This window comes from Verrucomicrobiia bacterium (assembly GCA_036405135.1).
In the GTDB taxonomy this organism is placed as follows: Bacteria; Verrucomicrobiota; Verrucomicrobiia; order Limisphaerales; family JAEYXS01; genus JAEYXS01.
Genome location: DASWYF010000048.1, coordinates 131,327 through 157,544, shown reverse-complemented (window position 1 = coordinate 157,544; position 26,218 = coordinate 131,327). Strand labels below are relative to the sequence as shown.

The window sequence follows — 26,218 nt, the reverse complement described above, 5'->3', positions numbered from 1 at the left end:
ATGTGTTGCACTCCGCTAATGCTTAAAAGCTGTTCCGCCCGAAGCGGCGGGATTCCATATTGCCCAAGCCGTTTAAAAGTGCTTCCATCCTAAAACTACCCGTCGGGTGTCTTGGTCTTCCGCCGGGCAGGGCTATATGATATTCACCCGGTTTTTGCCTTTTACATTCAGGATTTTATTCCTGACTGCGTGTTTCTTCACTCATGCAGCGTGGTCGGCAGAGAAGGGAGGGATGCGCCAGTTCTTTCATCGCGAGATTTTCACCATCGAAGGTGTGGCCCGTGAAGCAGTCATCTTTATCCCTGCCGGAGCTTCGAAAGCTCCAGCTCCCGTGGTGTTCGTGTTCCACGGGCATGGCGGTTCATCTCAGCGGGCGTTGGAGCAGTTCACCATGCCGAAGAACTGGCCGGAGGCGATCTCTGTACATATGCAAGGATTGGCGACGGCTTCTGCCGGAGACCCCGAGGGCAAGAAGCCCGGCTGGCAGAACAAGCCGGGCGATTACGGCGATCGTGATCTCAAATTCTTTGACGCTGTGCTGAACCGGTTGGTCAAATCCGGCAAAGCGGATGAAAAGCATATCTATGTGACCGGTTTTTCCAACGGTGGCGGATTCACTTATGTGTTGTGGGCGGCACGCGGAGACAAGCTCGCGGCGGTCGCTCCGGCGGCGGCGCCTAACGCAAACCGGATGATTCCCCAGCTCAAGCCCAAACCCGTGTTGAGCATCTCCGGACTCAAGGATGCTTTGGTGAAATACGATAATCAGATGGAAGCTGTAGAGGGCTTGCGCAAGTTGAACGGATGCGAGGGGCCAGGCCGCCAATGGGGCCGCCAAGGAAAACTCTATCGTTCCAAGACGGGCACACCGGTGCTCGCACTGGTGCATCCGGGAGGACACGAAGTCCCTGACAATGTGCCTCTAGCCGTCGTAAAATTCTTTCAGGCGGATATGCGTCTCGAAGAACCGACAGAGTAATTCAAACCTTACCAGGCCAACTAATCGCCGCCTCTGCATTTTCCCGCAGATGCGCCACATTGATCGTCCCCGCGATGAGCGATGAAACCTCCGGCAAATTCAGCGCCTCATGCACACACGTCTCCACCAGATTTTTCCCCGTGCTCGCCTGATGCAGATTTCCTGAAAGCAAGGCTCGTTTCAGCAACGCCGCTTTGCCTTGCTTGCCTGCCTGACGGATGACTTCTTCCTGCGCACGATACTCGAAATTCCATGCCACCATCACCGCATCGCTCAGTTCCAACGCTTTCAAGCCGCCCTCTAACGTCATGGAAGAAACACCGTAGTAACGCAGCAACCCCTTCGTCTTGAGTTTAGCCAACGTCTCCAACGCCGGTGAACCCGTGATGGCGCTCATGTCATCCGGCTGGCAATGCAACATCACCAAGTCCAGCCGATCCGTATGCAAGCGTTTCAAGCTCCGCGTGATGCTTCGTTCCACACTTTCAACTGTGAATTCGTAATGCGATTCACCATTCGTGAATTCCTCACCCACCTTGCTCATCAGCAGATATCGCTCCCGTCGCCCTTGCAGCAACTTGCCTACGCGCTCTTCGGAAATGCCGTAGGCGGGCGCGGTATCGATGACATTTATGCCGAGCGCTTCCGCCGCATCCAGCAATTGCATCAAGGCTTCATCGGCGGGCAACTCAAACGGCGCGTACTTCACCTTCTGGTTACGCCCCCATTTCACCGTGCCAAGACCGATGACACTGCCATGCAAATCCAATTTCCCGAACTGACGTTGCGGCACCTTGCTCACACGCGCCTCCATGAAAGATTCTGCTGCCACGGCAGCTTGCCGATCTCCGCCGCAGGCAAATCCAGTGATGCTGTCGTGGCAGTTTTTTCAATGCCCTGACTTTCCATCGCTGCGATCACTTTATCCGCCAGCAACGGTGCGTAAACCAGCTTCGTCGGCCACGCGATGATACTGCTACCCTTCGTCAGCAATCGCGGCTCCGGCGGCAGTTGCCCCTTCGGATCACGCGGCTCTGCGCGATCGATCGCAAAGCACGCCCACTCGACTTCATCCCAATTCACCGAAGGGAAAATGCTCTCCATCTCTGACTTAGCGCGCTTGAGCGTGTCTTCGTCATTCATCTGCGCGCCCTTCTCGGCGATTTCGCCACCGAGATACCACACCCATTTTCCTTCATGCGGATGCGAGGTGATGGTGGCACGCGGCTTCGGACTCGTGGTGACACAATGCCCATACACTGGCTGTGCCAAGCCCTTCGCCAACACCATTCGCAAAGGCCTTCGCTGCGTGAACTCCAATCCAAAACCGAGCGCTTGCGCCGCTTGCTCATTCCCTTCACCCGCCGTGAACACAAACGCGCTTGCTTCCAGCTTCACCGTCTTTCCACCCGAAACATTCACTTCCAGAGCAGTGACGCCATTTTCACCCGCATGAAACTTCTGGATCTGCCCTGTGATGGTCCGCCCCTTCAACGGTTGCATCAAACCTTGCACCACCGTTTGGATATCGAGGATCGCTTCCTTCACCGCATAGAGAGAACCGCTCGGAGGATTCGCCTTCAACATCTCCGGCCAGCGTTCCTTAGGCACATCTTCCACTTCACCCTGCATCGCTTTGCCCGCCATTGAGGAAGTAAATCCACCCACCAAGCGATCGCGTGACCAAAGGTATTGGTTCGGAGAAAGCACCTTCACACTGCTCAAATCCAGTTCTCCTTTACCCGCCAAGCAATCCATCCAGCGCGGCGGCAAGGTTTTCAACTGCTGGGCGATCTCGCGATTGCTGCCATCGATGCCGTACTTCACGCCGCTGTGCATGATGCCTTGCGAAGCCAGCGTCTGTGCCGCACCGAGAGCGGACGTTTCCAGCAACCAAACATTCCAGCCCCCTTGCAGCAGCCGGTTCGCCGTCCAAAGGCCAGCAATGCCGCCACCCACGATCAAAATGTCACAACGATACGTATCCACAAAAACTTGTTACTGTTCGTAGTCGCCGACATTAGTCGGCGCTTACTTTTCGGGAAGCATGCGCAGACTAATGTCTGCGGCTACGGTTTTGAAAATTGTACGGCAGATGTTTTTTCTTACACCGAATGCTGCCCCGCACCATCCGCGCCACCACCGTCCAGATCGATCAAGATATCCCGCGGCTCTGCACCCTTGCTCGGCCCTACGATACCACGATCCTCGAGCTCATCCATGATGCGCGCGGCACGCGTGTAACCGAGGCGCAAGCGCCGTTGCAACAATGACACGCTGGCCTTCTGTTCACTGCGGATGACCTCGATGCATTGCTCGATGATATCTTCATCCTCATCACTACCGCCACCACCACCGCCTCCGCCACCACCGCCATCGAGACTGCTGACCGGTTTCTGAAGCTGTTGATGGATCTCCATCTCGTAACTCGGCTTCGCCTGCGCAGCGATGAAGTCCACCGCGCACTGGAGCTCCTGATCTGTGATGAGTACGCCTTGCGCACGGATAAGTTTCGCGGAACCCGGCGGGAGGTAAAGCATGTCACCTTTGCCCAGCAGATTGTGCGCGCCCATCGCATCCAGAATCGTGCGTGAGTCCACGCGAGAGGCCACTTGGAAGGCGATACGCGCCGGGATGTTCGCCTTGATCACGCCCGTGATGACGTCCACGGAAGGACGTTGTGTCGCGACGATGCAATGGATACCAGCCGCACGCGCCATCTGCGTGATGCGGGCGATGGCCATTTCCACATCTGCCGGAGCCACGAGCATGAGGTCCGCCAATTCATCGATGATCACCACGATGTAGCTGAGCTTCTCCGGGATGATGATGTCATCCTCACGCGGCACCACGATCTCTTCATCCAGCTCCACCGCGAACCCTTCCGCACCCGCTTCCACCCGTTCCTTGGTGGCCGTCAGCGGCAATTCCATTTCATTGGACGTGGGCTTCGGCTTGTCCTTCGGGCGATCGTTAAACGATTTGATGTTGCGCACGCCGACCTTCGCAAAGATCTGGTAGCGCTTCTCCATCTCGTTCACCACCCAGCGCAGGGCCAAGATCACCTTCTTAGGATCGGTGACGACAGGCACGACCAAGTGCGGCAACACATTGTATTGCTGCAACTCGACGACCTTCGGGTCGATCATCACGAAGCGCAACTGGTCCGGACCAAACTTGTAGAGCAACGAGGCGACGATGGAATTGATGCAAACGGATTTGCCGGAGCCCGTGCTACCAGCGATGAGCAAGTGCGGCATCTCCGCGAGGTCCGCGATGATCGGATTGCCATACACGTCCTTGCCCAGCGCGAGCGGGATGCGCGCCTTGCTGTTCTTCCATTCGGAAGATTCCAGCAGGTCACGCATGATGACCTTCGTCTTTACCGCGTTCGGCACTTCCACACCCACGGAACTCTTGCCCGGCACAGGCGCCAAAATATTGATACGCTCCGCCTTCAACGCAGCCGCGATGTTGTTGTTCAGGTTTGCGATCTTTTCCAGCTTCACGCCCGGTGCGGGATGCAACTCGTAACGCGTGATCGTGGGGCCCTTCGTGATGTCGCCGAGCTGCACGTCGATGCCGAATTGCGACAACGTGCCCTGCATGAGGCGGGCGTTGGCCATCAGCTCTTCCTTCGACTCCGTAGGCTTCAACGTCGTGTCCGGATACTGGAAGAAATCCATCGGCGGCAACTGGTAGTTGCCAATCATCGGCACGGAAGCCACGGTGATAGGCTTGGGCTTCTTCGGTCCCGGCTTGGGCTTGGGCAGGACGGGCAAAGGCTCATCTACTTCTGGCAATGGCTTGAGCGATGCGGCGCTGTCCTCCGCCACTTCCATGGCGCGAACTTCTGCCACGACGGGCTCAGATTGATTTGCAGAAGGTGACCACTCTTCGGTTTTCGATTTGTTCTTCGTGCCCAGAATATCGGAAAGCGTAGCGGCGGGAATCTCGCCCGCTTTGATAACATCCCCGACCTCCATCATCGCCGGCTCAGGTGTGGAAGCCGCGGCTTTACCTTTGCCACGCTTGGCTGGAGCCGCTGGTTCTTCCGGCTGACGCGCCACAGGCACGCTCAAATCGCGAACCGTCGGTTCAGGTACCGGCTGAAGATCCGCGCCCAAAAGAGGCTTCTTCTCTGTTTCTTCCTCATCATCGATTTCAGCTTTCCGCCCCTTCTCCTCACGCGCCATCTCCTCCTTCAACTTCTTGGCTTGCTTCTCCAGTTCACGCGCTTTCTTCTCCAATTCCTTCTCCGCCAGGTCAGGCTTGCCTGTAGCCAGTCCACCATCGGCACCCGTACCGGCAAAGCTGGGCTTCATCTCCCGCGCCATCACGAGCAGTTCCTTGAAGCTATGATTCGTCAGGTAAAGCAGGCCGATGAGGTAGAGGATGAGCAGGATAATGGTAGCCCCCGCTGTGCCGAAATAGGAAAAGGCATACTTGTCTAGGGTCATGCCCATCAAGCCCCCTGCGCTAGGAGCATTCAACGTCTTGCGCAACGTTTCCAACGTGCTGCCATACAGATGAAACGCCTCCATCGTGATGATGATCATCACGATCGCCCAACCCCAACGGCGATTCAGATGTTCGAACGAACTGATGAATTGCGCCAACCCGTAAAGCAGCAAAAAACAGGGGACCAAATATCCGGCCGCACCGAAGATAAAAAATACAGCATTAGCCAGATGAGCGCCGATGGTACCGATCCAGTTATGGATCACCTCGGGAGCGGGCTCTTTATTCAGGTCCGCCGGATGATGGGAGAAAAGAGAAAGGAACAGCAGCGCGGCCACGCCGATGAGCACGATGCCGATGACATCGTTTAAACCGTGGCCTTTGTTGCTATTTTCTTCCGAATCCTTACGCGGCATGGACTAAGACTAGGAAAAGCAGCCGCCTCACGCAACAGCGCAAGGGCAAGATATTACGAAAGTATTTCGGGCGTTAACGAAAAAGAAAAAGGCGGCTCCGAAGAGCCGCCTTTGAGATTTGGTTCAGGATTCTAGGTCTGCTTACTTCTCTTCTTCGAGCTTCAGCGCCTTGTAGCCGCCGATAGACTTGAAGTAGAGCAAGATGAGCAGGTAAATGACCGCCATAGCCGCCGGAATAGCAGAGTCAGCCTTCAGCGTCTTGCGGTCGCCCTTTTGGTCAGCCGTCACGATGGCTGTCTGCTCCGGAGTGCGCTCCTTGGCTTCCTTGGCCGCAGCGAGCTTGGTGCCGTCGATGGCGTTCACTTCCGCGAAGAACAGGAACTTGGACGGCTTCTCAGCCTTGACCGTCTCATAGACCGCCGGATTCGTGGTCTTCAGCTCTTCAGCAGCGAAGCGGTCTTTGGAGTAGCCCAAGCCAGGACCACCGATCAAACCGGCGGACAACATGCCGATGCCGCCCATGATGGACATGGCCACAGCGCCAGAGCGCGGGAAGCGGTCACCAACCACGGCCAACATAGTCGGCCAGAAGAAGGTCTTGCCCACGGCGTAAACGCCCAAAGCGATGAGTGCCATGACGAAGGTGTCCATGATGCTGGCGAGTTGCAGGCCCACCACGCCGAGGATAGCGCAAACCAGCAAAAGACCCACCGGAGACAGCTTCAACGTCTTCTCAATCCAGTGTGCGCAGAAGCGCAGGCCGAACATGATGGCCGAGGTCCAGATGAAGAGATACTTGCCCTGCTCAGAGGTGAACAGGTTGCCCGTGATGTTCTGGATCCAGCCGTCCGTGCCCAACTCAACGGCACCGACCATGGCGTGCGTGATGAACAGCACGAACAGAAGGATAGAGCCCATGGAGAACTTGGTGATCACACCGACCGCGACCAACAGCACACCAGCGATACCATAAGCAGCCGCTGCTGGCAGACCAAGGTTGCCCGCGAAGAAGAGGGAGAGCAGGTAGCAAACCACCAACGCGCCCAAGATACCCACAGACTTGAACATCTCGCCCAAGCTGGCGCCCTTCTCAGACGCTTCCGATTTCGGGAAAGATTGACCGAAGAACATAACGCCGTAGGCGATAGTCGGGATAAGGTAGAGCGCCAACTGCATCTTCCAGCCCACTTGCATCTTGTCGTCCAAGATCCAGCCGGCCACGGCACCGATCACCATACCTGCAGGCCAGGAAGCGTGCAGGATGTTCAGATAATGTGTGCGGTTATTGGGGAAAATCGTCGCCACTAGCGGATTCGCCACGGCTTCCAGCGTGCCGTTCGCAAAGGCGAAGATGAACATACCCCACGTCAGCATTCGTTCAGCATTCTCTGGTCCCGTCGCGCCAAACGTCACAAAAGCCGACAGCACGTGGCAGACGAAAGCCGCTACGACCAGTTTGCCGTAACCGATCTTGTCCACGATCACGCCGCCGATGATGATGCCGAAGCAGAAGCCCGTGAAACCGGCACCGCCGATCGCACCAAGTTGGGTGGCCGTGAAGCCGAATTCTTTGCCCCAGTTATCGAAGATGCCACCACGGATGGCGAAGCCGACACCGGCTGCCAAAATGGCCATAAAGCCTGCCCAAAGCAGACGACTTGCATTAGGTACTGTACCTTCAGTTTTTGCTGACATAGTGTGTTCTTGGGTTCGAGGCGGCAGTTTATGCCCTACCTCGGGCTAAACTCAAAGCGTAAACTTAGGCAGATTCACGATTTTGCCGCCTTTCAGGGCGGATTCATGGGCGCACAGGCCTACGCAGGTCCAGTTGGCGGACTGTTTCGCGTTCGGGAACGGTTCGCGGTCTTCGGCCAAAGCATTCGCGAATTCGTTCGCCAAGTGCGGATGGCTGCCGCCATGTCCGCTGCCTTGGGTGAAGCTCAAATGCGTCTTCTTGGAAGAATCGTAAACACCTTGGGTCGTGTATTTCGCGATGCTCTTGGGCAGGCGCTTGGCGAAGTCCGGGCATTTCACCGGCTTCGGAATCTTCGGTTCCGGCTTCTTGGCGGTATGGACGATGAGCGGTTCATGCTCCACCAGAGGCCATTCCACAGACTTCTTGTCGCCATACACATCGATGCTTTCGCGATATTGGCGGGCGGTATCGAAGAGGCTGCGGATGATGCGGGCGTTCACATCCGTGTCCTTAAACTTGATGTGCGCGGTCTCCACGGCGAAGGGTGAGCCGTATTGTTTGATCAGGTCCTTGCGGATGGTGCCGGAGCCGAAGCAGCTCACGTATTCCGCCGGTTTGCCGATCAAGCCCGCCACCGGGCCGACGCAATGGGTCGCATACCACATCGGCGGGAGGCCCGGCCAGTAATTCGGCCAGCCGTCCATGTCCTGCTGATGGCTCGCTTGCACGAACTGCAGCTTGCCGAGTTCACCATTATCCAGCAGTTCCTTCATGAAGAGGTATTCGCGGGCATAGACCACCGTCTCCATCATCATGTATTTCAGGCCGGTCTGCTTCACGAGGTCCACGATCTTTTTGCAGTCCGCGATGCTGGTGGCCATCGGCACGGTGCAGGCGACGTGCTTGCCGGCCTTCAATGCCGCGATGGACATCCACGCGTGATCGGGAATGGGCGAATTGATATGCACGGCGTCGATGTTCGGGTCCTTCAACATCTCGGCGTAATCGGTGTAGCGCGTCTCCACGCCGAAGTAATCGCCGATGGTATCCAGCTTCTTCGGGTCACGCTGGCAGATGGCGTAGCAGGTGGTGTGCGGATGTTTCTGCCAGAGGGGGATGAATTCCGCCCCGAAGCCCAGACCGACGATCGCTACATTCAGTTTTTTGCTCATGGTGACCCTTTAAAAATTGATGAAAGCTCCGCGCGCAGGCGCAAAATGCCCCTTCGCCAAGGCTCTCGGTAACGCGTTTATTGACAACCTTGGAGCCCCTGACTGTCAACGGCAAAGTCCCCCATTCATCGCGTAAAACCCACACAAACCCTCAGAAAAACCACCTGGTTTTTGGGTCGTTTCAGATGAATTTTCGAGCCTTTTTTCCGTGCCGTTAAGCGCGAAAAGTTCTGTACCCTCCTATGAATTCTGGGTATGAACATTGGCCCAAAGGGCCAACAGATTTCAGCCCAGGGCAACGTTCGCCTCATGCGGACGTTGCCTTGGGTTGTCGAATAAAAATAGATGTGTCCTGAAGGGACACTAGAATGTCTGGCGGCCATTCAGGCCGCGTCCTCATAACTTCATTTAACCCAAGGCAGACATTAAGATGTCTGCCTTGGGCTGGATTCTTTTGGCCCTTTGGGCCAATCCCAAACGCAAAAAGGCGGCCGAGAGAAATCCCCTCGGCCGCCTCTGAAATCATTCACCCTTACTGTTGTGCATCCTTCGGCATCGGCATGTCCTTGCCCTGACGGATGTATTGCCACAGCGCCTCGATCTGCTTGTCCGCTTTGCCTTCGAGCACGTCCGTCAGCGGGCTGTTCCCCTGATCGAAATAGACCGGCATCTTCGTCTGCGGATCGATACGCAACGGGTTCTGCAACCAGCGATGGAAGAAGTTCGGCAGCAAACGCTCACCAGTGTAGGCGAGATTGATACCGGCGCTCTCGAACACCTGAGTGGCGCCGAGCTTGCCGATGGCATGGCAGGCGATGCAGGAGAAGCCGCCATCCGTGCCGATCAACTGACGGCCCGTCTCGGCAAGCGCCTTGTCGATGGCCGGTTCCGTCGGCGACTTAGCAGGCAAGCCATGTTGTGCGGCCAGACCGTGTGCCACACCTTCCGCATATTTCGGGAAGCCCGGCATGCGGCCTTCGATCCACGGGCGCGGCTTGTAATCCACTTCACCGGCGATGAAGCGCGTGGCCCACTCCGGACGCAGCTTGCCACCGAGGACATTGAACACCGGGAAGCCCTCGAACTTACCATGGCACTCGGTGCAGTTCAGATTGCGCGCATGACGTTCGGCGAACTCCATGGGCACATGACGCTTGAGCGAGGTGCGATCCGTTTTCGCAAATGCCTGCAACGCTTCACGCTCTTCCTTCTTGAAGGCGAAGAACGGAGCTTTGCCATTATCTGTTTCCGAGAGGCAACCGCCTGTCCACTTGTCCGCCGCCAGTTCGCCAAAGCGTTTGCCAGCGAATTTATTGTCATCCGTGCCGCTGTGGCAGCTCAAGCAACCGACCGTGGTGACGAGCTGTTTGCCGCGCGCGATGGCATCAGCAGCTGGAGCAGGGCGATTGTTCGCCGCATCTGCCTTGGAATTCAGGAACGCAGCAAGTTCATTCGCTTCTTCCGGCTTCAAGTGGAAGTTCGGCATGCGGATCCACTCATAATGTTCCGTGGGTTTTTGCAGGAACTTCGCGAGATCACCCGGCGTAAACTTCTGCTTCACCTGTTTCAGCGCGATCTTCTTCGGATCATCTTTGCCATCCGTTGGAGAAACGTGGCACGCCACGCAATGCAGGCTCTCGAACAACTTGCCACCCTTCACCGCCAGATCGACCGCAGGCTCAGCACCCGCCGGAGCAGCGTCTTTCAGGGAAGAAAGATAGGCAGCCATAGCATCGGCGTCTGCTTTTGCAGTCGCGCCGTGAACCATCTTCGGCATCTGCGCGAGCGCACGGCTGGCTTTCGGATTCTCGATCCAGTGCGCGAGCCAGTCGAAGTTACGTCGCGAACCGATGCCCTTGAAATCTGGCGCATCGAGCGCGAGGTCCGGCAACGTGGCGGCTGAAGGCCCCACATGGCACTTCACGCAACGGTTTTCGATGAACAGTTCACGGCCCAAGCGAAGCTGCGTGCCTTTCACTAAGGCTTCTCCACCCGGCGTGTGGCTCAGCACACTGACGGGCAACGGCTCAAACGCGAAGTCCGCTGTGGACCATTCCAAGCGCAGATACGCATCACCGGCATCTGGCGCGGTGTAAATGACCTTGATAGGATTGAGGCCTTTGTTCAAACGTGCGCGTTTGCTGGGCTCGCTGACGCTGCTAGCCGCCGTCGCTTCGAGGACCACATTCGTGTTCACCTCGATCTTCACGGTGCCGTTCAGCTCGGCCTTGAACGTATAGTTGTCTCGCAGATCCACGGAAATGAAACCATCCCAAGTGGCGGTGAACTTGCCAGGATTCAGAAACGGCGTCACTGGCTTGCCGCTCTCGGAGAAGAGCCAGACGTTCTGGAATGTGGTGGCATCGGTGACGCCATCTGCGGTAAAGGTCACCATCAGTCCGGGCTCGGTCTTCGGCGTTTCTTGCGCGACGGCGCGGCCCTGACTGAGCGTTAACAGGGCCAAGGCGAGCCCCAAGGTTTGCTTCAATGTCATCACGAACTGCATGCGTTGCTTACCGCGAGGCCGCGTGCATGAAGGCGGCCCCGTTGTGTTTTCCTGTCCATTCGACGATGAAGCACCGGTTGCACTTCATCACCGTTCAAAAATCAATCCGCCAAACCTGCCCGATTCATCCAAGCATACAAATGCACGAGCGGCTCATCACCCTCTCCTCCGCTGTCGGAGGAGAGGGCCGGGGAGAGGAGGCACTCCCCGGCCTTCCGTAATCTTAAGCTTCGAACTCAGACTTACTTCACTTCATTGATCGTCTGCAGCACATCCTGCTTGATGATCTGCCCATCTTTCGTGCCGAGGTTGAACTTGATCAACATCTGGTTCACGGGCTTCAAGCTGGCGAATTCCAACGTCACGGTCTTACCATCGGCGGAGAGCTTCGCGCTCTTCACTTCCACAGCTTCGCGACCGGGCTTGAACTCGTCATCGCGGGAAACTTCATGGCCACCATAGTTCGGGCTCTTCGCCTCGCCACGGGTCAGTTTGCCGTTCACGACCTTGTCGGTATCAAACTTCATCAGGTAATTCCATTGCTGGATGGAGAAGTTCTGCGGATCCGTCGCGTCCTTCGGGTCCAGTGGCTGCGAGAAAGTCAGATGCACGCCCGCCTTGTCCACCTTCGTACCCGTCACAGAATAAACCGGCTTGCCTGTGTAACGCACGCGGTCCAGACCGGCGTCCTTCGCCGCGCTCGTCTGCCAACCACGCAAACCAGCCACATAAAGCTGACCGTCCAACGGGCTGAAACGCGCCCGCATCGCGGACGATGTAAAGCGCAACGGGAACTGCACCACCGCACCTTGCGGCGTCTTGCCCGCCATGTCGCGCATCACGAGATTCAACGAACTCTTACCGTAGGACATGTGCAGGAGCTCGCCCGAGTAAGGACCCCATTTATCGCTCGTCACCCACACTTGACCGCCACCAGAGTTATCGAATTCACGATGCGAAAGCCAGCAGAGCGGTGCATCCCGTTCCGGCAAAGGCGATTTGTGCGCCGTGTCTTCCACGCCGTAATAACCACCCGGCTTTACCCAATTGATGGGACAGGCTGCCACAAACGTACCTTCGTTATCACCCGTCGTCAGTTCACCATTAGGACCGACGCCGATACCGTTCGGCGCGCGGAATCCCGTTGCCACCACTTCATATTTCTTGCCGTCCTTGGACACCTTCATGAGAGTGCCCGCGCTGGCGCTGATCTGACCATTGCCGCCACCGCCACCGAAGCCACGACCTCCACCTTTCACGGGAGCCGCCTTAGCGAAGTAGAAGTTACCCTGCTTGTCAGTCTGCAGATCGAAGGTGAACTCATGAAAGCCCGGTGATGACGTGATGTCGTTATTAAACGTCTCGTAGAAATCGGCTTCACCGTCCTTATTCACATCCACGTAACGCGTGATCTCGTCGCGGCCCACCGTGTAAATGGTGCCGTTCACGATCTTCAAGCCCAGCGTCTCGAAACCGCCGGAGGCGAACCGGCGCCATTGCAGGTTCTCCAGCTTGTCATCGATGCCGCTCACCACCCACACATCACCATCCCAAGTGCTGAGAGCTGCGCTTTTGCCATCCGCGAAGAAATCAAAGCCACCGAAACGCACGCGACGCTTCCAAGGATTCTCGAAGGGCGGCGCCAGGCTATCCGTGGTGTAAGCACCATCCGGGGTCGTGCTGGTGCCCAAGGCACCTTTCGTCACCACGGGTTGCGGCCAGCGGGACGCACCACCCTTGGCGTAATCTACTATCTGTGGCTTACCTTCCGTCAAAGCTGCGAACTTCGCACCATCCACCGCATTTCCGCGCCAGAGCACCAGCTTGAACAAACCAGAGGTGCCTTTCGCGAGTTTCAGAATCACGCGATTGTTATCCGCGATCTCCAGCGTCGCACCTTTCGGCGCACTGCCCAATGCGATGCGGGTCACCACACCATTCGCACCCTCTACGATCGCTTCACCCTTATCGATGCGCCCTTTACCTTCCGGCACTTCCGCCACGAGATGCGTCAGTGCGCTCTTCGTCTTATCTAGCTTCAGCGTGCGGACAAAACCCGTCGCGCCATCCTTCTCGATGCTGGTGATCTGCTCCACCACATCGGAACCGAAAACATCATAGGTCAGCACCACATCCATGCCCACGACATACAGGCCCTTGAAGCGGCCCATCTCCTTGGGCAGGGGACCATACGGTTCCTTGCGGGGGTCGGTGAAAGCGCCGTCCTTGGACCAACCGGGCAAAGCAGGCGTGCCGAATTGCTGCTCACCATCGATCACGGGGTGGCCGCCGTGAGAACCATCGAACGTGACGCCCTTGGGCTTGATATACCCCCCCGTCCAACATGCCGAGACGCGCAGCAAATCCATGTCAAAACACGCGAAAGCCTCATTGCCAAGAATAAGTGCGATACCCTTGTCCGCGTCATTGTTCGCGGGGAACTTCGCGCCGATGCACGCCTTGGTGTAAGGGAAGTCGTCCTGCAACACCGCTGCCTTCGTCTCTTTCCAAGACTTGGCTTTAGGCTTCGGCTGCTCCTGCGCGTTCAAGGTCAGCACGGAAAACGCGCACAAGGCGGCACAGACATGGGACAACACTTTCATATTATTATACATGGCACCTGACACAAAGTTCCATTGACGCAACGGGTCACGGAAAACGGCAAAGAGCGGTTGTTCTACCCAACCCGCAATAACGCGTCGAGAGGCAAAATTAGGTTAATTCACCCACCCGCGCAAATCAGCGGCTGATTTGGACGGGGAAAGCCCCGGTAAATTCAAACTCCTTTTCAACCTGCATGGTTCTCTCGCTTGAAAATCTCGATTTTTGGAGAATGCCTATGGGGGAAGATACGCCTTGTGCCCATGGCGTTTTTACCGTCTAAAAGTCCGCATGCAAGACTGGCTGGCAGCGATCATTTTGGGTGTGGTGGAAGGGATAACGGAATTTCTGCCGGTATCTTCGACCGGCCATCTGCTTATCGTGGAAAAGTTTCTGCATGCCGATTCACCCTTTCTCCAATCTGAATTGTTCAATGTCGGAATTCAAAGCGGAGCCGTGCTGGCGGTCATCCTGAATTTCAAACAGCGTCTGCAGGAATTGGCCACCAACTGGAAACAGCCTGAAACTTTCGATTACGTCTCCAAGCTGATCGTCGCTTTTATGGTCACAGGGATCGGAGGCATCATTTTGAAGAAGCTGGGCATGCGACTGCCGGAATCGGTAGGCCCAGTGGCATGGGCCACCCTGATCGGCGGTGTCCTGTTCATCGCGGTTGAGCATTGGTTGAAAGGTAAACAAGGTTCGGAACGAATCACATGGGCTATCGCGCTGGCCATCGGTGTCTCGCAATTGATTGCGGCCGCCTTTCCGGGAGCTTCCCGTTCAGGGACTACTATTCTCGTCGCCCTCATCCTTGGTCTGAGCCGTCCGCGGGCTATTGAGTTTTCTTTTTTGCTCGGCGTCCCCACGTTGATCGCTGCTGGTGGGTTGAGCTTCGCCAAACAGGTGGCTAAAGAAGGATTGGGGTCGGTGGACTGGGTGCTGTTTGCACTGGGATTCATCACCGCGACCATCACCGCCTTCATCACCGTGAAGTGGCTTTTGAAGTTCGTCCAGACACACACCTTCGTGGCTTTCGGCTGGTACCGGATCATCTTGGGGGCAGCGTTACTGCTTTTTCTCCGGGGTTGAGGGAGCCGGAGGAGCAGATTCCGGGGTGACGGCGGGTTTAGGCTCGTCATTCTTCTTCCGGTCACCGCCACTGAATATCTTGAAGATACGCAGCGGGAAGAGCAGCCCTTTGACGACCTTGGGGACGAAATGCACTGTGTCCAGCTTCGGCTCGCTCAAAGTGCCGGTCACCTTGTATTCATAAAGCTTGGTGAACGGGGTGGTCAGATAGCCAAAGACCTTGATCACCAGTGGTGAATCACGGAAGAGCGCCCCTTCCACCTTGGCATCCACGTTGGCATCAAAATCTATCGATCCCTTGTAGGCCATCCGGATGGTCGGCGTCTTCAGCTCGAGGTCCTGGGTATAGATCACACTATTAGTGATGAAATAGCTCGCCGAGCCTTCCCGCACACGGCTCTTGCCCAAACCTTCGTTCACCCCTTCAAGCAGTGGCGTCATGGCGCCGAACAGCGGTATGTCCCACAGGAAACCATCGCGCATGCTGGCCGTGCCGAAACCGTTCCACGTCTTCATGTCCTTGGCCTGCGCAGACGTGATAGTCAGGTCGCAATCGATGACACCCTCGTGCGTATTCGAGCGTTGGAGCATGTCCGTGAGGAACGGTTTGAGGTTTGAATTGGTGATGATGGCGTGAAAGCGGTAGTCCGTGCCATTAGTGCCGCCAAAGTCAAAAAAGGCATCTCCCCGGACGGCACCGCCGTAAAATTGCCCCGCGAGGTTGGTGATGACGAGGGTGTTCGTCACCCAGTGCAGATCTGCCCGCACTTCCGGCAGGTTGAAGCGCCAGTAGTTGAACGGACCGCCCTTGAACAATTTGAAATGAAGGTCACTGCTCTCCGCATCGCGCAGAGGGATCATTCCCTCCACATGCACCAGTGGCGGCGTGGCGAACTGATACGGATCGACGGCCTCCTTCGTTTTGGGACCGATGATGCCGGTGGCATCTCCCACGTCCCAATAGACCAAACCGTTTGTGATATGGACCAGCCCTTTGATCAAATCGAGTCCTACGCCATCCGCGATCGCGTTCTCCTCCGCATTACGCCGCAGATCGATCTTGGAGAAGGAGAGGAACTGGTTGGTGAAGCCGATGTGCGTGCTGAGGTTGCTGATGCCATGGCCTTGATAGCTGAAATTGGTGAAGTTCAACTGCCCCCCCGCCTGAAGTGTCTCCCAATCCGTCCATACCGCCGATACCTGCGCACGCAAATGAGGCGGGGTGGTCAGTATGAAATCATTGAAGACCTTCTGCGTCTTCGGCTTCTTGACCAAAGGCTTCACGATCAAGGGATTGATGCTGCTTGCCACATCCGCCTTGAACTCTTGCTTGGTGAAATCCGCCTGTCCTGTGACCCGCAATTCGCCTTCGGGCCGGATCAGGTGCAGATTCGTGACCGCCAAAAAGCCGTTCGTGAAACCAAAATCTGCTTCCAGTGATTTCACCGAAAGCTCCTGATACGCCACCGGCCCGACGCTCAACCCGCCGGAGACCCACGTACGATTCAGGAGGATCTCATTCCAGTTCGTGGCCTTGCCAGTCCATGGTGGCAGCTCCATGCGTCCTTCCAGATTCAGTTCAGGCGCTTTGTCCCATTTGATGTCTCCCAGCCATTGCTGCGCATTCGTGGACATCAGGTGGGCGAGGCGTTGAATATCCACATCGGTTCGGAGCTTGGTCCAAACCCGGCGATCAGTGACGTCCAGTTGCGCTGCGATGTCCGCCTCACCACCCGCCAAGGCGCTTTCCAGCGAAGTCACTTCGAGCTTGGGTGCCGTCCACCGGCCGGCCGTTGCCAGGGTCGGGAATCGCAATTGCCAGACGCGCAGATTCTCGCTCTGGATCTTCCATTGAATCGCGTATGGCGCGAGCTTGGCCCAGAAGCCCCAAGATTCGTTGGTCCTCACGGGCGCATTGGTCAGGGAAAACTCTCCTGAGAGTTTCAGTTTGCGCGCCTGTGCCCACTCGGAACGCGGCTGATCCAAGGTCAGTTCCAAAGAACGGATATTGGGAATCGGGTTCGTCAGGGAGGAGATCACATGCGCATCCAACTGTGCTCCGGCTGCCTGCGCCCACTCACTTTTCACTGCCTGGGAGCGCAATTTGAACTTCGTCTCCAGTTCAGATGGCGCATTCGTTTCCCGGCGCGTGACACCGCTCAAGTTCAACTGCTGCGCCACCAATTGTCCGTAAGGGAGTTGCAGCCCATTCAGCGAAACATCCCAGTCGGCCCGGAACGGCGCAGGGTTCGTGATGCTGTGTTCCAGCCGCACATTCACCTTGGCCTGCTTGACGACGCCCCATGGGGTATGTCCTTGATCGAAGCGCAGGGTCATCTCCGCCTGGAAAAGGCCGTTGCTCATCTCCTTTGCATTCAAAGGAGCACTCAGCTTGAGATTCTCCCAACTGCCCCACGGGGTCATCGCTGACTTGGCTTCCAGGTTCGCTTCCGCAAAGAAAGAAGCGGCATCACTCGCATCACCCCGCACCACGAGATACAGCTCCGGCGTATGCTCGAATTGCATGCGCTCCATGGTATCCGTCACCACGCGCAACTGACGTTTCCAAGCATCCTTCTCTTTCGGCTTTTTCGCATCCTCATCACCGCCTCCCGGCTTCTTCTCCTTACGCGTCAACTCACGCAGCTTGGAGGCGTTCGTGATGCTGCCGCTCAGGTTCAGGTTCACACCCAGCGTGTTCGCCTTGAAGTGCATCAGTTCCCATTGATCATTGGGCAGCAGATGGATCTCGGTGGAGACTTTGTCTACGCTGAGAAGACGGGCGGGCTGATTTGTCTCATTCAAGGCCAGGTCCATCTTGCCTTCGTTCAGCACGAGCACGCGGGGGATGAATTTGAAACTTTTCAGCTTCTCATCATCCAGCTGCACCACCAGTTCTCGCGCCTTGAATTGCAATCCTCCGGTCTGGTTCGTTTCCCCGATGGTAACCCCCTCGGCCACGATGCCGCGGAACCAGGTCCAGCGCATGCGTTGGAACTGGAGGTCGATGCCGCGCTGGCGCAACTCGGAGAGCAGGGGGCGTTTGACGGACTCGGGCACGCCGATCCGCGTGACATAGATCAGCAGGCAGACGACGAAAAGGACCAGCAGCAAGAGCGCGACACGGCACCAGCGGAAGCACACCCGACAGTTCCGCCAGAAGCGTTTCTGTTCGCGTTCGGCCATATCATTTTGAAGCCGGCAACGTCGGGGCGTTCAAATACTTGGAGATATACTCGTGCAGGCTTTGCGGCATTTCAAATACCACTGTGGTGCCGTTCAGGATGACCGCCGCATAGGCATTGCGCGTAGGCGTCAGGCTGCCGAGGCGCAACATCAATTTCTCCTCCGGTCCGCCGCCGCGTTGCAACGTCAGCGTGATGCCATGGGAATCCGGGGTGATGCCGTAACGTTGCGCCACTGTCGGCCCGCGATCCACCCACCGGACGGCTTGCATCTCGCTCAGACGGAAAACCGTTTCCTCCACCGCGAAGGGGTTGACCATGCCCGGCAAACCTTCACCCAAAGCCCAGAGGCTCTTAGGGTTGCGCACCAGTTCATTCTTGCGGCCTTCCTGTTCGATGCTGATGCGCCTCACGTCATTGGTGTTGAAGCTCCACACCCGGCGGTCACGCAGATGAAAGACGCTACGCGGCAGTTTCCGCGCCACGCCATCCAGCAAAGTGTAAGCGGAGGACTCATCCGGGCGGCGGGCAAAAACCCTCACACGATCCGGGGAAACGCCCAGTTCCAGTTGCGCCACCAAGGTGTTCGTGCCGCCGATGACCGCATTGGTGCTGAGGACGGACATGGTGTAGCGATGCGCCGGCTGAACCAATCCGTAGGGCGTCCAGTCCGTGACGTTGTCCTTCTCGAAATCCACCACATCCAGAGTGTTCAAGTTCATCAGCATCTCGTTCACGAGGACGGTATCCACGGTGAAATTCGTGTCATTCTCCACCAGCCATGTTCCATTGGTCTGGCGGAGCAGGGTGAACTTCTCATCGCTCTGCACTTCGATGATGTCCGGCAGGTTGACCGGGAAGGAGAGCAGGCGGCGATCACGGAAGTCATTGGGCGCGCTGCGCATGGCTTCCACAAATGATTGGGGTGTGAGGACAAGGTTCGTATGAGTGGAACGTAATGCGTAGATATACTCGGGCTTGTCCGGAAAAGGACCGCCGAACTGGACCATAAACGCGGTGTTCGTTCCTTGCCCCAGCAACAGTTCCAATTCCGGCGGCTTAAAGCCCGTGCGCTCAAGCTCGGTATTGGGCGGATTGTCGCTGATGAAAGAATTCACCGGCCACATGCGCCATTGCTGCACCATGTCCCGGATGCGCAGATTGTCCGCCCGCGCCACCAAGGGCTTGGTCATGCGCCAGACCTGGTTCGTCTCATCCCGCTGAAATTCCATCACCCGGCTGCCGGCATGAATCTCGATGCGGTTAAAGGCCAGATTGGCGGGCAACATCCCGACATCCCGCCATGCAGTAGCAGAACTGGGCACTAAAGAAGCGATCTTGGCATCCACGAGATACGCCAGAATGTCCTGCCCGATCTGCACATAGCGCTGGCCGCCGACTGGCGTTTCGTTGCCGATGTTCAACTCGAGGCGTTCATTGTTCTGCACGAGGACGATCTGCGCGCGCGGAGGTTGCAGACCGTAATCGGCCAGACCCCGGGGTGACTTGGCCAGTTCCGTCGCCGGGATGGTGCTCGTATAAGCCAGCTCTGCCACACCGGCGAGGAAGTTGCGCACCTGCTGCTGCCGGGCCGGATAGTTGACGGGCGAGATGACCCGCCAGTTGGTGTTCGCCCGCTCAAGCGTGACCGTGTTCGTGCCGACGATGTTGATCTCGATACGGGAAACCAGCGACACCTGGAGTTTGTTCATCAAACGGTGCTCGACCACTTTGGCGGTGTCTTTGCCGTCATCACGTTCAAAGAAATAGATGAACGCAAAGAGCGCGGCCGCCACCGCCACCAGACTCCATGTATTCTTGGTGTTCATCAGTTTATCAACGCTGCCTCCTCAGCCAGACCAGGAGACCAAATATAAAAACGCCGCCGGGCATCGCACCGAGCAGTATCCAGCGCAAGATCGTCATCTGCGAATTCGTGATGGTGAGCTGGTATTCGGTGAAAGCGCGCGGGCCGATGGAATTGAGCAGAAACGTGCGGTCCAACAGCCAGTTGATGGATTGCCGCGCAAACTCTTCGTTGCCAGGGGCGATCATGTAGAGGTTGGCGAGCATGGCGGAATCACCCACCACGATCAGCCGGGTGGAGCCACGTTGCAGCGCCATGTTCTTGAGACCGCCCTTCTCCACCGCCACGCCCAGGGGTATCTCGCCTTTTCGATCATTGGGATGGGCCGCCGGCAGCAATACACCTTTCTGGAAATCCGTATGTGCCACGCCTGACGGGCCAGTGGTGAAGAGTTCGGTGACCTGTGCCGAATCCGCCTGCACCGCTCCGGGGACTTTGCCGACGGAACGGGGATTGAGCATATATATGCGCTCTTTGGATTGTGTCACCGCATGGGAACCCATGTTGTCGACCATCAATGTGCCCATGTCCTGCATGTTCGGGGGGTCAAAGACCACATCATTTCCCATGGCCACGCCCCATTTGACCATCAACCTCTCCCAGCCGGGTGCCGAACGGATGTTCATGAGCAGGAGCAAACGTCCGCCGGTGCCGAGATACTTGTCGATCCGTTCCAGTTCCACGGCGGCAGGTTCATAGCGCGGGCCCGCGATGACGAGGAAGTCACAATCCGCCGGCACATCGTTCGTGCGTTGCAGATCCAGCGCCTTCACGAAGACGTTGTTGTTCACCATCAACTCGGCGAACTTTTGATAGCCCATTTCCGAATCCTGCCGGGGATCGTGCTCCCCATGGCCACTGAGGTAATAAGCGGTGTATTGTTTCGCACTGCTGACGGCCAGCAGCTTGGAGGTGAAATACAGCTCGCCCTTGAACGCTTTCCGTTTCACCTCGTTGCTCTTGCCCTGGATCAGGGCGGTCATGTCCAAGTCTGAAAGTTGTCCCTGGCTCACCGATTCCGACCGGTTGTTGGCGGCGAAAATCACCACATCCTTGGTCCCTTGATTCAAGCCGAACTCAGTGATCACCTTGGTCGCCTCGCCCGGTTGTGTGGCGTAGTTCACCGATTCCAGTTTGATATGCGGACTCCGCGCGGCGTATTCCTTCAGCATCGCACTGACGTACGGATAGAGCGGTTCCTCGGGATTGTAGTAGATGATGACACGGACATCATTTGTCAGCGATTTGATGACCTGCAATGTCGCGGGTGTGAGCTGCCCGGCGCCCTTGTCGTTTATGCTGTGCCGGATGAAATGGCGCAGGGAGAGGTAATTCCCCATGCCCAGGATCGCCGTCACCGCGATGACGGCCAGCAGCACATGAAAGCCGATGAACCAGCGGCGGCCGGCGGAGAAGCTGGGCGCAGTATTGTTGTGCTCTTCAGTGCTCATTTCCACCGCCTGCTTTCTACTACCTTGAGCGTGAGATAGAGGAACAATGCCGTCAGGCTCAGGTAAAACGTGATGTGTCTCGTATCGATCACGCCCTGCACAAAGTCCCGCATGTGCTCGAACATGGAGAGATGTGCCGCGATCTTGGACAACCAGCCGTCACCCAAGGGCACCATGTTCGAAACGAAGCTGAGAAAGAACAGGCACAGGCCCATGGCAAAGGCATTCATCGCCGCCAAAATCTGATTGCGCGTGATGGATGAGGCAAAGATGCCCATGGACATATACAGGCAGCCCAACAGGAAGATGCCGAGGAACGTGGTGGACAAAGGCCCGGTCGCCACCGCATCCGGTTCCGCTGTGTATCGCCGCAATATGAAAGGATACGCCAGGAACGGCAGCCAGATGATGAGGAAGAAGATGAGATTGCCAGTGAACTTCGCAAGCACCACTTCCAGATCGCTCACTGGTGTGGTCATCAATGTCTCATATGTGCCGCTGGCCCGTTCCAGCGCAAAACTCCGCATCGTGATGACCGGTGCAGCCAGCAGCAGGATCAGCCAGAAAAATGCCGTCTCGTAAAACAGCTCGATGACCGGCACCGCCACGGGGGTGGCATCCAGCGAGTTGAGCATGAGGGTCATGCTCAAACCCAGCAGGAAGAGCACACCCGCCATCACGGCATAGCCCGTCAAGGAGACGAAGAAGGCACCCAGTTCACGGCGCACGAGGGTCACAAACGTTTGCACGCTAAAAGCCCTCCTCTTCCTTGTCCGTCCGCGTGATGCGCACGAAGATGTCTTCCAGCGAATGGCGGTTACGTGTCAGTTCACGGAGTTTCCAGCCCTTGCCGTGAACCGTATCGGAGACGATCTGCCGCAAGTCCACGCCTGCGCGCCCGGTCAGCGAGCAGCGCAGGAATTCGCCCTCTGAAGGAGAGATGTCGAAATATTCCACCTCGGCGATCTGTTCCCAGCATTGCTTCAGTTCTGTTTCCGGTGCCGCGATCTCCGCTATCACTTGCGTGTCCTGCCCGACGAGCTTCCGCAGATTCTCCGGTGTGTCCGATGCGACAATTCTACCGCCGCGGATGATGACCACCCGGTTGCAGATCATCTCCACTTCCGGCAGGATATGAGTCGAGATCAAGATCGTGTGCTTGCCCGCCAAACTCTTGATGAGCTGGCGCACGGAGCGGATCTGATGCGGGTCCAAACCGATGGTCGGCTCGTCCAAAATGATCAGGTCCGGTTCATGCACCAGGGAGTCCGCCAGACCGACACGCTGCCGGTAGCCCTTGGATAAAGTTCCGATGACCTTGGAAGCGACGTCTTGCAGGGAGCACTGTTCTGTCACCACATCCACGCGTTCCCGGCTTTTGGCACGGGACAGCCCTTTTAAGCGTGCCCGGAATTTCAGGTACTCGCGGACCCGCATGTCGGTGTGCAACGGATTGTTCTCTGGCATGTAGCCGATCCGGCGGCGGACCTCATCCGCCTGGGTGAAAATATCGTGCCCGGCCACCTTGGCGGAACCGGACGTGGCCGCCATGAAACAGGAGAGGATACGCATGGTGGTGCTCTTGCCCGCACCATTCGGTCCCAAGAAGCCTGCGATTTCTCCTTTGCGGACATTGAAGCTGAGCCCATCGATCGCGGTATGCCCGGCATACCGCTTCGTCAGGTTGTTCACTTCAATCATCCACTCGTCGCTCATGTAAAACTAAACCACTGTATCGGATTGCCCATTCTTGCGATTTTATCGGCCCTGCACCAAACGAAAAATCACTACTTCAAGGTTATTTCTAACGTGCCCCGGCCAGACTCGCCCGTGCGTACTATAAAGCCGCAGTTCAGACCCACTTTTTCACCCGGTGCTTTTTCGTTCAATAAACGGGCCAGTTTGACCGTATTGTTGAACGCCACACCGTTGACCCCTTGAACGATGGTGATTTTGTTGTGCAGCATTTTGGCCAGATCCCCGCCCTTTTCCACATCAGCCACCACAAACCCACCGAAGGGCAGGTTAAACCCTTTGGCTTCATCAGGCGTCAGTTCCCGCAATGTCAGGCCCGTGCGTTGCCGGATGAGTTCCGTATTGAAGTAGGTGTTTTCAGGCACCAGGTTTACGGTCACATCCCTCGTCTCCTCTCCCTGCCGGACTTGCAGATGGGCCGGTTTTGCCGCCGTGGAAAACAGCAATTCCCGCGTGAACTCGATCAAGCTGCGGACCGTCTTGCCGTTGATGCGGAGAATCACATCCCCCTCACGCAGACCGGCCTTGTGGGCCGGACTTTGCGGCTGCACTGTTCCTACCACGAGAGGAATGGTGCCGGACTTCACGCGCGCCCCAAACCATAAGGAGCGTAATATTTCCGGAGTCATCTGTTCCGCCATGGCTTCGCCCACCCGTTTGATGGGAATGGCAAAACCGATGCCCTGGCCTTGACCATAAACGGCGACATTCAGGCCGATCAGCTCGCCTTTCATGTTGATCAGCGGGCCGCCGCTATTGCCCGGATTGATGGCCGCATCGGTCTGAAGCCAGTCCAGCACATCCAATTTTTGGCCCTCCATAGGAGGACGACGGCTCTTTGAGCTGAGGATTCCCCGGCTGACGGAGCCGCCCAACCCAAATGGATTGCCGAGAGCGACCACGGTTTCGCCCAGTAAAAGGTCGTCGTCTGGCGCGAACTCGATCGCCTTGAATTTTTCCGTGCCCTTTGGCTGGATGCGCAATACCGCTACGTCACTCCGGCTGGCACTGGAAATCCGGATGGCCTCATACTCACCCCCGCCTGCTTCTTCCGACAGCTTTACCCAAATGCGGTTCGCTCGCTGGATCACATGCTCATTGGTAAGAATATAGCCGCCATCATCAATGATGATGCCTGAACCGACGCTGTAGCGACGCTCGGTGGTACGCTTACGATACCCGTAGAAGAGTTCGAAGGCCGCATCTTCCAGCGTGCGGGTCTCTTCCAAGGTCTCGGTAGCGATGTTTACCACGCTAGGCATTGCTTTCTGCACGGCTTTGACGGTGGCATCCATCCGGACATCATCAGCGGCCAACTCCACTTTGAGGGACGCTCCACCAGCCCAGTTTGCCGTTCCCAGTCCAAAAGCCAAAAAAAGGCTATAAAATGTTTTCGACCGTTTCATACGGGCTATCCGACCAGCGACATTTTCTGTAAGTTCAATATACGGTTTAACATATAACTTTATCCGCCCACAAATTCTCCCCGCCGGATGGGCCTATTCCTCCGCAAGCGCTTGCTTGCAAACACTTCCGTAGGCTTGACAATGCCCCATTCGAACCCGAAAAGCAATGGCCAGTGAGGAGGACATCCCAGAATTACTATGTACATTGGCGGCTGGGCACGAGCAACCGTGCCCTATTGCACGATGCTGCTCCAAAGCCACCTGCCGAACGGCTCATGCAGGCCATTTGGGAACAACAACGGCTCAAACGCGGTGAACTGAAGACTATAGACGGTCAGCCCGTGCGAATCCTTCACCCCGGCTGGCTCAACCGCGCTGCCGGCCCAGACTTTCAGGAAGCCGTCATACAGTTCTCCGGTCAAGAACCGCAAATGGGCGATATCGAGGTGGATGTCGAATCCAACGGCTGGCACGCCCACAAGCACGATACCAATCCGAACTACCAGAACGTGATTCTGCACGTGGTTTGGGAGAAGAGCCAAACCAGTTCGCCCCTGCCGACCTTGGCGCTTAGCGAATTCTTGGATTCACCCATGGCCGATCTGCAGCATTGGCTGGCGAATGATTCTCGCGAAACCTTGCCTCAATCCCTCCAAGGCCAGTGTTCTGCACCGTTAAAGTTGCTCGATGAAGCCGTCTGGCGCGATCTTTTAGGCCAAGCTTCCCTGATTCGTCTGCAGGCCAAAGCCGCTCATATCGAGGCCCGCGCGCGGCAAGTCGGCTGGGAGCAATCGCTCATTGAGATGCTTTTCCGCGCTCTCGGCTACAAGCAAAACGTCTGGCCCATGCAACGCATCGGTGAGATGACGCCGCACATCATGGAAGCCATGAATGGCGAGCGTTGCGCTTCCTCACTGCAAGCCATCTTGCTCGGCGTCTCCAGTCTCTTGCCGGAGGAAGTGCGTGACCCGCGTCATTCCGTGGACGCCTATGTCCGCCACCTCTGGGAGATCTGGTGGCATCGCCGCCATTCATTGCACGAACACATCTTGCCGCGACAGGTCTGGCGCTTTAACGGCATCCGCCCCGCCAACCATCCCCAACGTCGTCTCGCCTTGGCCGCTCATTGGCTGGCGAAGAAAGACTTGGCCATCCGTCTGGAAGAATGGCTTAGCCAAAAAGTCCGCAAGACCCATCTCGTTCCCTCCCTGCTCGAGATCATGCAGGAGGATAAAGACGAGTTCTGGTCCCGACGCTGGACGCTCAAAGCCGCTCGCATGACCCAGGAGCAACCGCTACTCGGCGAAACGCGGCTGACTGACATCGCCATCAACGTAGTACTGCCCTGGCTCTGGCTCCGCGCGGCGAAAGGCGAGAACAGCCAGTTGCTCGAAGAAGTGGAGACTCGCTATCTCACTTGGCCGCGCGCGGAAGATAACTCCGTGCTGCGTCAGGCACGTCGCCGACTTCTCGGTCACTCTACTCCGAGCATTCTGACCACGGCTGCTGAGCAACAAGGCTTGATTCAGATCGTGCGCGACTTCTGCGACCATGCGGACTCCACCTGTGCGAACTGTCCTTTCCCGGCACTGATCAACGGTGTGACTGCGGCCAAATAAAAGAGATATCCC

Annotated in this window: 16 protein-coding genes; 3 read left to right on the top strand and 13 right to left on the bottom strand. The window is 57.0% G+C overall.

The window, feature by feature from the left end; translation table 11 throughout:
* The first annotated feature begins 232 nt into the window (after positions 1 to 232).
* A complete protein-coding gene (locus VGH19_22480; GenBank protein HEY1174149.1) occupies positions 233 to 979 on the top strand; it encodes an esterase in 747 nt (248 codons plus the stop codon).
* A gap of 1 nt (position 980) precedes the next feature.
* Here the strand turns inward: VGH19_22480 and VGH19_22475 are convergent, their stop codons facing one another.
* The 7 genes from VGH19_22475 to VGH19_22445 form a co-directional block, all read right to left on the bottom strand.
* The gene (locus VGH19_22475) at positions 981 to 1,811 is read right to left on the bottom strand and encodes an aldo/keto reductase (protein HEY1174148.1); all 831 of its coding nucleotides are present in this window, start codon (positions 1,809 to 1,811) and stop codon (positions 981 to 983) included.
* Entirely contained in the window at positions 1,778 to 2,968 is a 1,191-nt protein-coding gene (locus VGH19_22470; protein ID HEY1174147.1) for an FAD-dependent oxidoreductase, read from the bottom strand. The genes VGH19_22475 and VGH19_22470 overlap by 34 nt, the downstream gene beginning before the upstream one ends.
* A 116-nt stretch (positions 2,969 to 3,084) precedes the next feature.
* Entirely contained in the window at positions 3,085 to 5,856 is a 2,772-nt protein-coding gene (locus VGH19_22465; GenBank protein HEY1174146.1) for a DNA translocase FtsK, read from the bottom strand.
* A 141-nt stretch (positions 5,857 to 5,997) separates the two neighbouring features.
* A complete protein-coding gene (locus VGH19_22460) occupies positions 5,998 to 7,491 on the bottom strand; it encodes an MFS transporter (protein HEY1174145.1) in 1,494 nt (497 codons plus the stop codon).
* 111 nt (positions 7,492 to 7,602) lie between these two features.
* Entirely contained in the window at positions 7,603 to 8,724 is a 1,122-nt protein-coding gene (locus tag VGH19_22455; GenBank protein ID HEY1174144.1) for a Gfo/Idh/MocA family oxidoreductase, read from the bottom strand.
* A 532-nt stretch (positions 8,725 to 9,256) separates the two neighbouring features.
* Positions 9,257 to 11,230 (bottom strand): c-type cytochrome, encoded by a 1,974-nt coding sequence (locus tag VGH19_22450; GenBank protein HEY1174143.1) that lies wholly within the window; start codon positions 11,228 to 11,230, stop codon positions 9,257 to 9,259.
* Between the two features lie 242 nt (positions 11,231 to 11,472).
* Positions 11,473 to 13,833 (bottom strand): DUF6797 domain-containing protein, encoded by a 2,361-nt coding sequence (locus tag VGH19_22445; GenBank protein HEY1174142.1) that lies wholly within the window; start codon positions 13,831 to 13,833, stop codon positions 11,473 to 11,475.
* A 289-nt stretch (positions 13,834 to 14,122) separates the two neighbouring features.
* On the opposite strand from VGH19_22445, the gene VGH19_22440 reads away from it, so the two are divergent.
* A complete protein-coding gene (locus VGH19_22440) occupies positions 14,123 to 14,923 on the top strand; it encodes an undecaprenyl-diphosphate phosphatase (protein ID HEY1174141.1) in 801 nt (266 codons plus the stop codon).
* Here VGH19_22440 and VGH19_22435 read toward each other — a convergent pair.
* The 6 genes from VGH19_22435 to VGH19_22410 form a co-directional block, all read right to left on the bottom strand.
* Entirely contained in the window at positions 14,900 to 18,109 is a 3,210-nt protein-coding gene (locus VGH19_22435) for a hypothetical protein (protein HEY1174140.1), read from the bottom strand. The two genes, VGH19_22440 and VGH19_22435, sit on opposite strands and share 24 nt — an antisense overlap.
* A 1-nt stretch (position 18,110) precedes the next feature.
* Positions 18,111 to 19,937 carry a DUF4340 domain-containing protein gene (locus VGH19_22430; protein ID HEY1174139.1) on the bottom strand — a complete coding sequence of 609 codons (1,827 nt, stop codon included), beginning with the start codon at positions 19,935 to 19,937 and terminating at the stop codon, positions 18,111 to 18,113.
* Positions 19,938 to 19,944: 7 nt separating this feature from the next.
* Entirely contained in the window at positions 19,945 to 21,426 is a 1,482-nt protein-coding gene (locus VGH19_22425; GenBank protein ID HEY1174138.1) for a DUF4350 domain-containing protein, read from the bottom strand.
* Positions 21,423 to 22,175 (bottom strand): ABC transporter permease subunit, encoded by a 753-nt coding sequence (locus VGH19_22420; GenBank protein HEY1174137.1) that lies wholly within the window; start codon positions 22,173 to 22,175, stop codon positions 21,423 to 21,425. The genes VGH19_22425 and VGH19_22420 overlap by 4 nt, the downstream gene beginning before the upstream one ends.
* Before the next feature lies 1 nt (position 22,176).
* Positions 22,177 to 23,142 carry an ATP-binding cassette domain-containing protein gene (locus VGH19_22415; GenBank protein HEY1174136.1) on the bottom strand — a complete coding sequence of 322 codons (966 nt, stop codon included), beginning with the start codon at positions 23,140 to 23,142 and terminating at the stop codon, positions 22,177 to 22,179.
* Positions 23,143 to 23,213: 71 nt separating this feature from the next.
* Positions 23,214 to 24,587, bottom strand: a complete 1,374-nt coding sequence (locus tag VGH19_22410; protein ID HEY1174135.1) for a trypsin-like peptidase domain-containing protein — start codon at positions 24,585 to 24,587, stop codon at positions 23,214 to 23,216.
* Positions 24,588 to 24,862: 275 nt separating this feature from the next.
* On the opposite strand from VGH19_22410, the gene VGH19_22405 reads away from it, so the two are divergent.
* The gene (locus tag VGH19_22405; protein HEY1174134.1) at positions 24,863 to 26,206 is read left to right on the top strand and encodes a DUF2851 family protein; all 1,344 of its coding nucleotides are present in this window, start codon (positions 24,863 to 24,865) and stop codon (positions 26,204 to 26,206) included.
* The last annotated feature ends 12 nt before the right edge of the window (positions 26,207 to 26,218 follow it).

What these genes read in the sequence shown, in the direction of transcription:
- VGH19_22465 (HEY1174146.1), bottom strand. Translation starts at nt 5,856, where the DNA reads ATGCCGCGTAAGGATTCGGAAGAAAATAGCAACAAAGGCCACGGTTTA.
- VGH19_22440 (HEY1174141.1), top strand. Translation starts at nt 14,123, where the DNA reads ATGCAAGACTGGCTGGCAGCGATCATTTTGGGTGTGGTGGAAGGGATA.
- VGH19_22415 (HEY1174136.1), bottom strand. Translation starts at nt 23,142, where the DNA reads ATGAGCGACGAGTGGATGATTGAAGTGAACAACCTGACGAAGCGGTAT.
- VGH19_22435 (HEY1174140.1), bottom strand. Translation starts at nt 18,109, where the DNA reads ATGGCCGAACGCGAACAGAAACGCTTCTGGCGGAACTGTCGGGTGTGC.
- VGH19_22430 (HEY1174139.1), bottom strand. Translation starts at nt 19,937, where the DNA reads ATGAACACCAAGAATACATGGAGTCTGGTGGCGGTGGCGGCCGCGCTC.
- VGH19_22405 (HEY1174134.1), top strand. Translation starts at nt 24,863, where the DNA reads ATGCAGGCCATTTGGGAACAACAACGGCTCAAACGCGGTGAACTGAAG.
- VGH19_22410 (HEY1174135.1), bottom strand. Translation starts at nt 24,587, where the DNA reads ATGAAACGGTCGAAAACATTTTATAGCCTTTTTTTGGCTTTTGGACTG.
- VGH19_22460 (HEY1174145.1), bottom strand. Translation starts at nt 7,491, where the DNA reads ATGGCCATTTTGGCAGCCGGTGTCGGCTTCGCCATCCGTGGTGGCATC.
- VGH19_22480 (HEY1174149.1), top strand. Translation starts at nt 233, where the DNA reads ATGCGCCAGTTCTTTCATCGCGAGATTTTCACCATCGAAGGTGTGGCC.
- VGH19_22450 (HEY1174143.1), bottom strand. Translation starts at nt 11,230, where the DNA reads ATGCAGTTCGTGATGACATTGAAGCAAACCTTGGGGCTCGCCTTGGCC.
- VGH19_22445 (HEY1174142.1), bottom strand. Translation starts at nt 13,833, where the DNA reads ATGAAAGTGTTGTCCCATGTCTGTGCCGCCTTGTGCGCGTTTTCCGTG.
- VGH19_22455 (HEY1174144.1), bottom strand. Translation starts at nt 8,724, where the DNA reads ATGAGCAAAAAACTGAATGTAGCGATCGTCGGTCTGGGCTTCGGGGCG.
- VGH19_22425 (HEY1174138.1), bottom strand. Translation starts at nt 21,426, where the DNA reads ATGAGCACTGAAGAGCACAACAATACTGCGCCCAGCTTCTCCGCCGGC.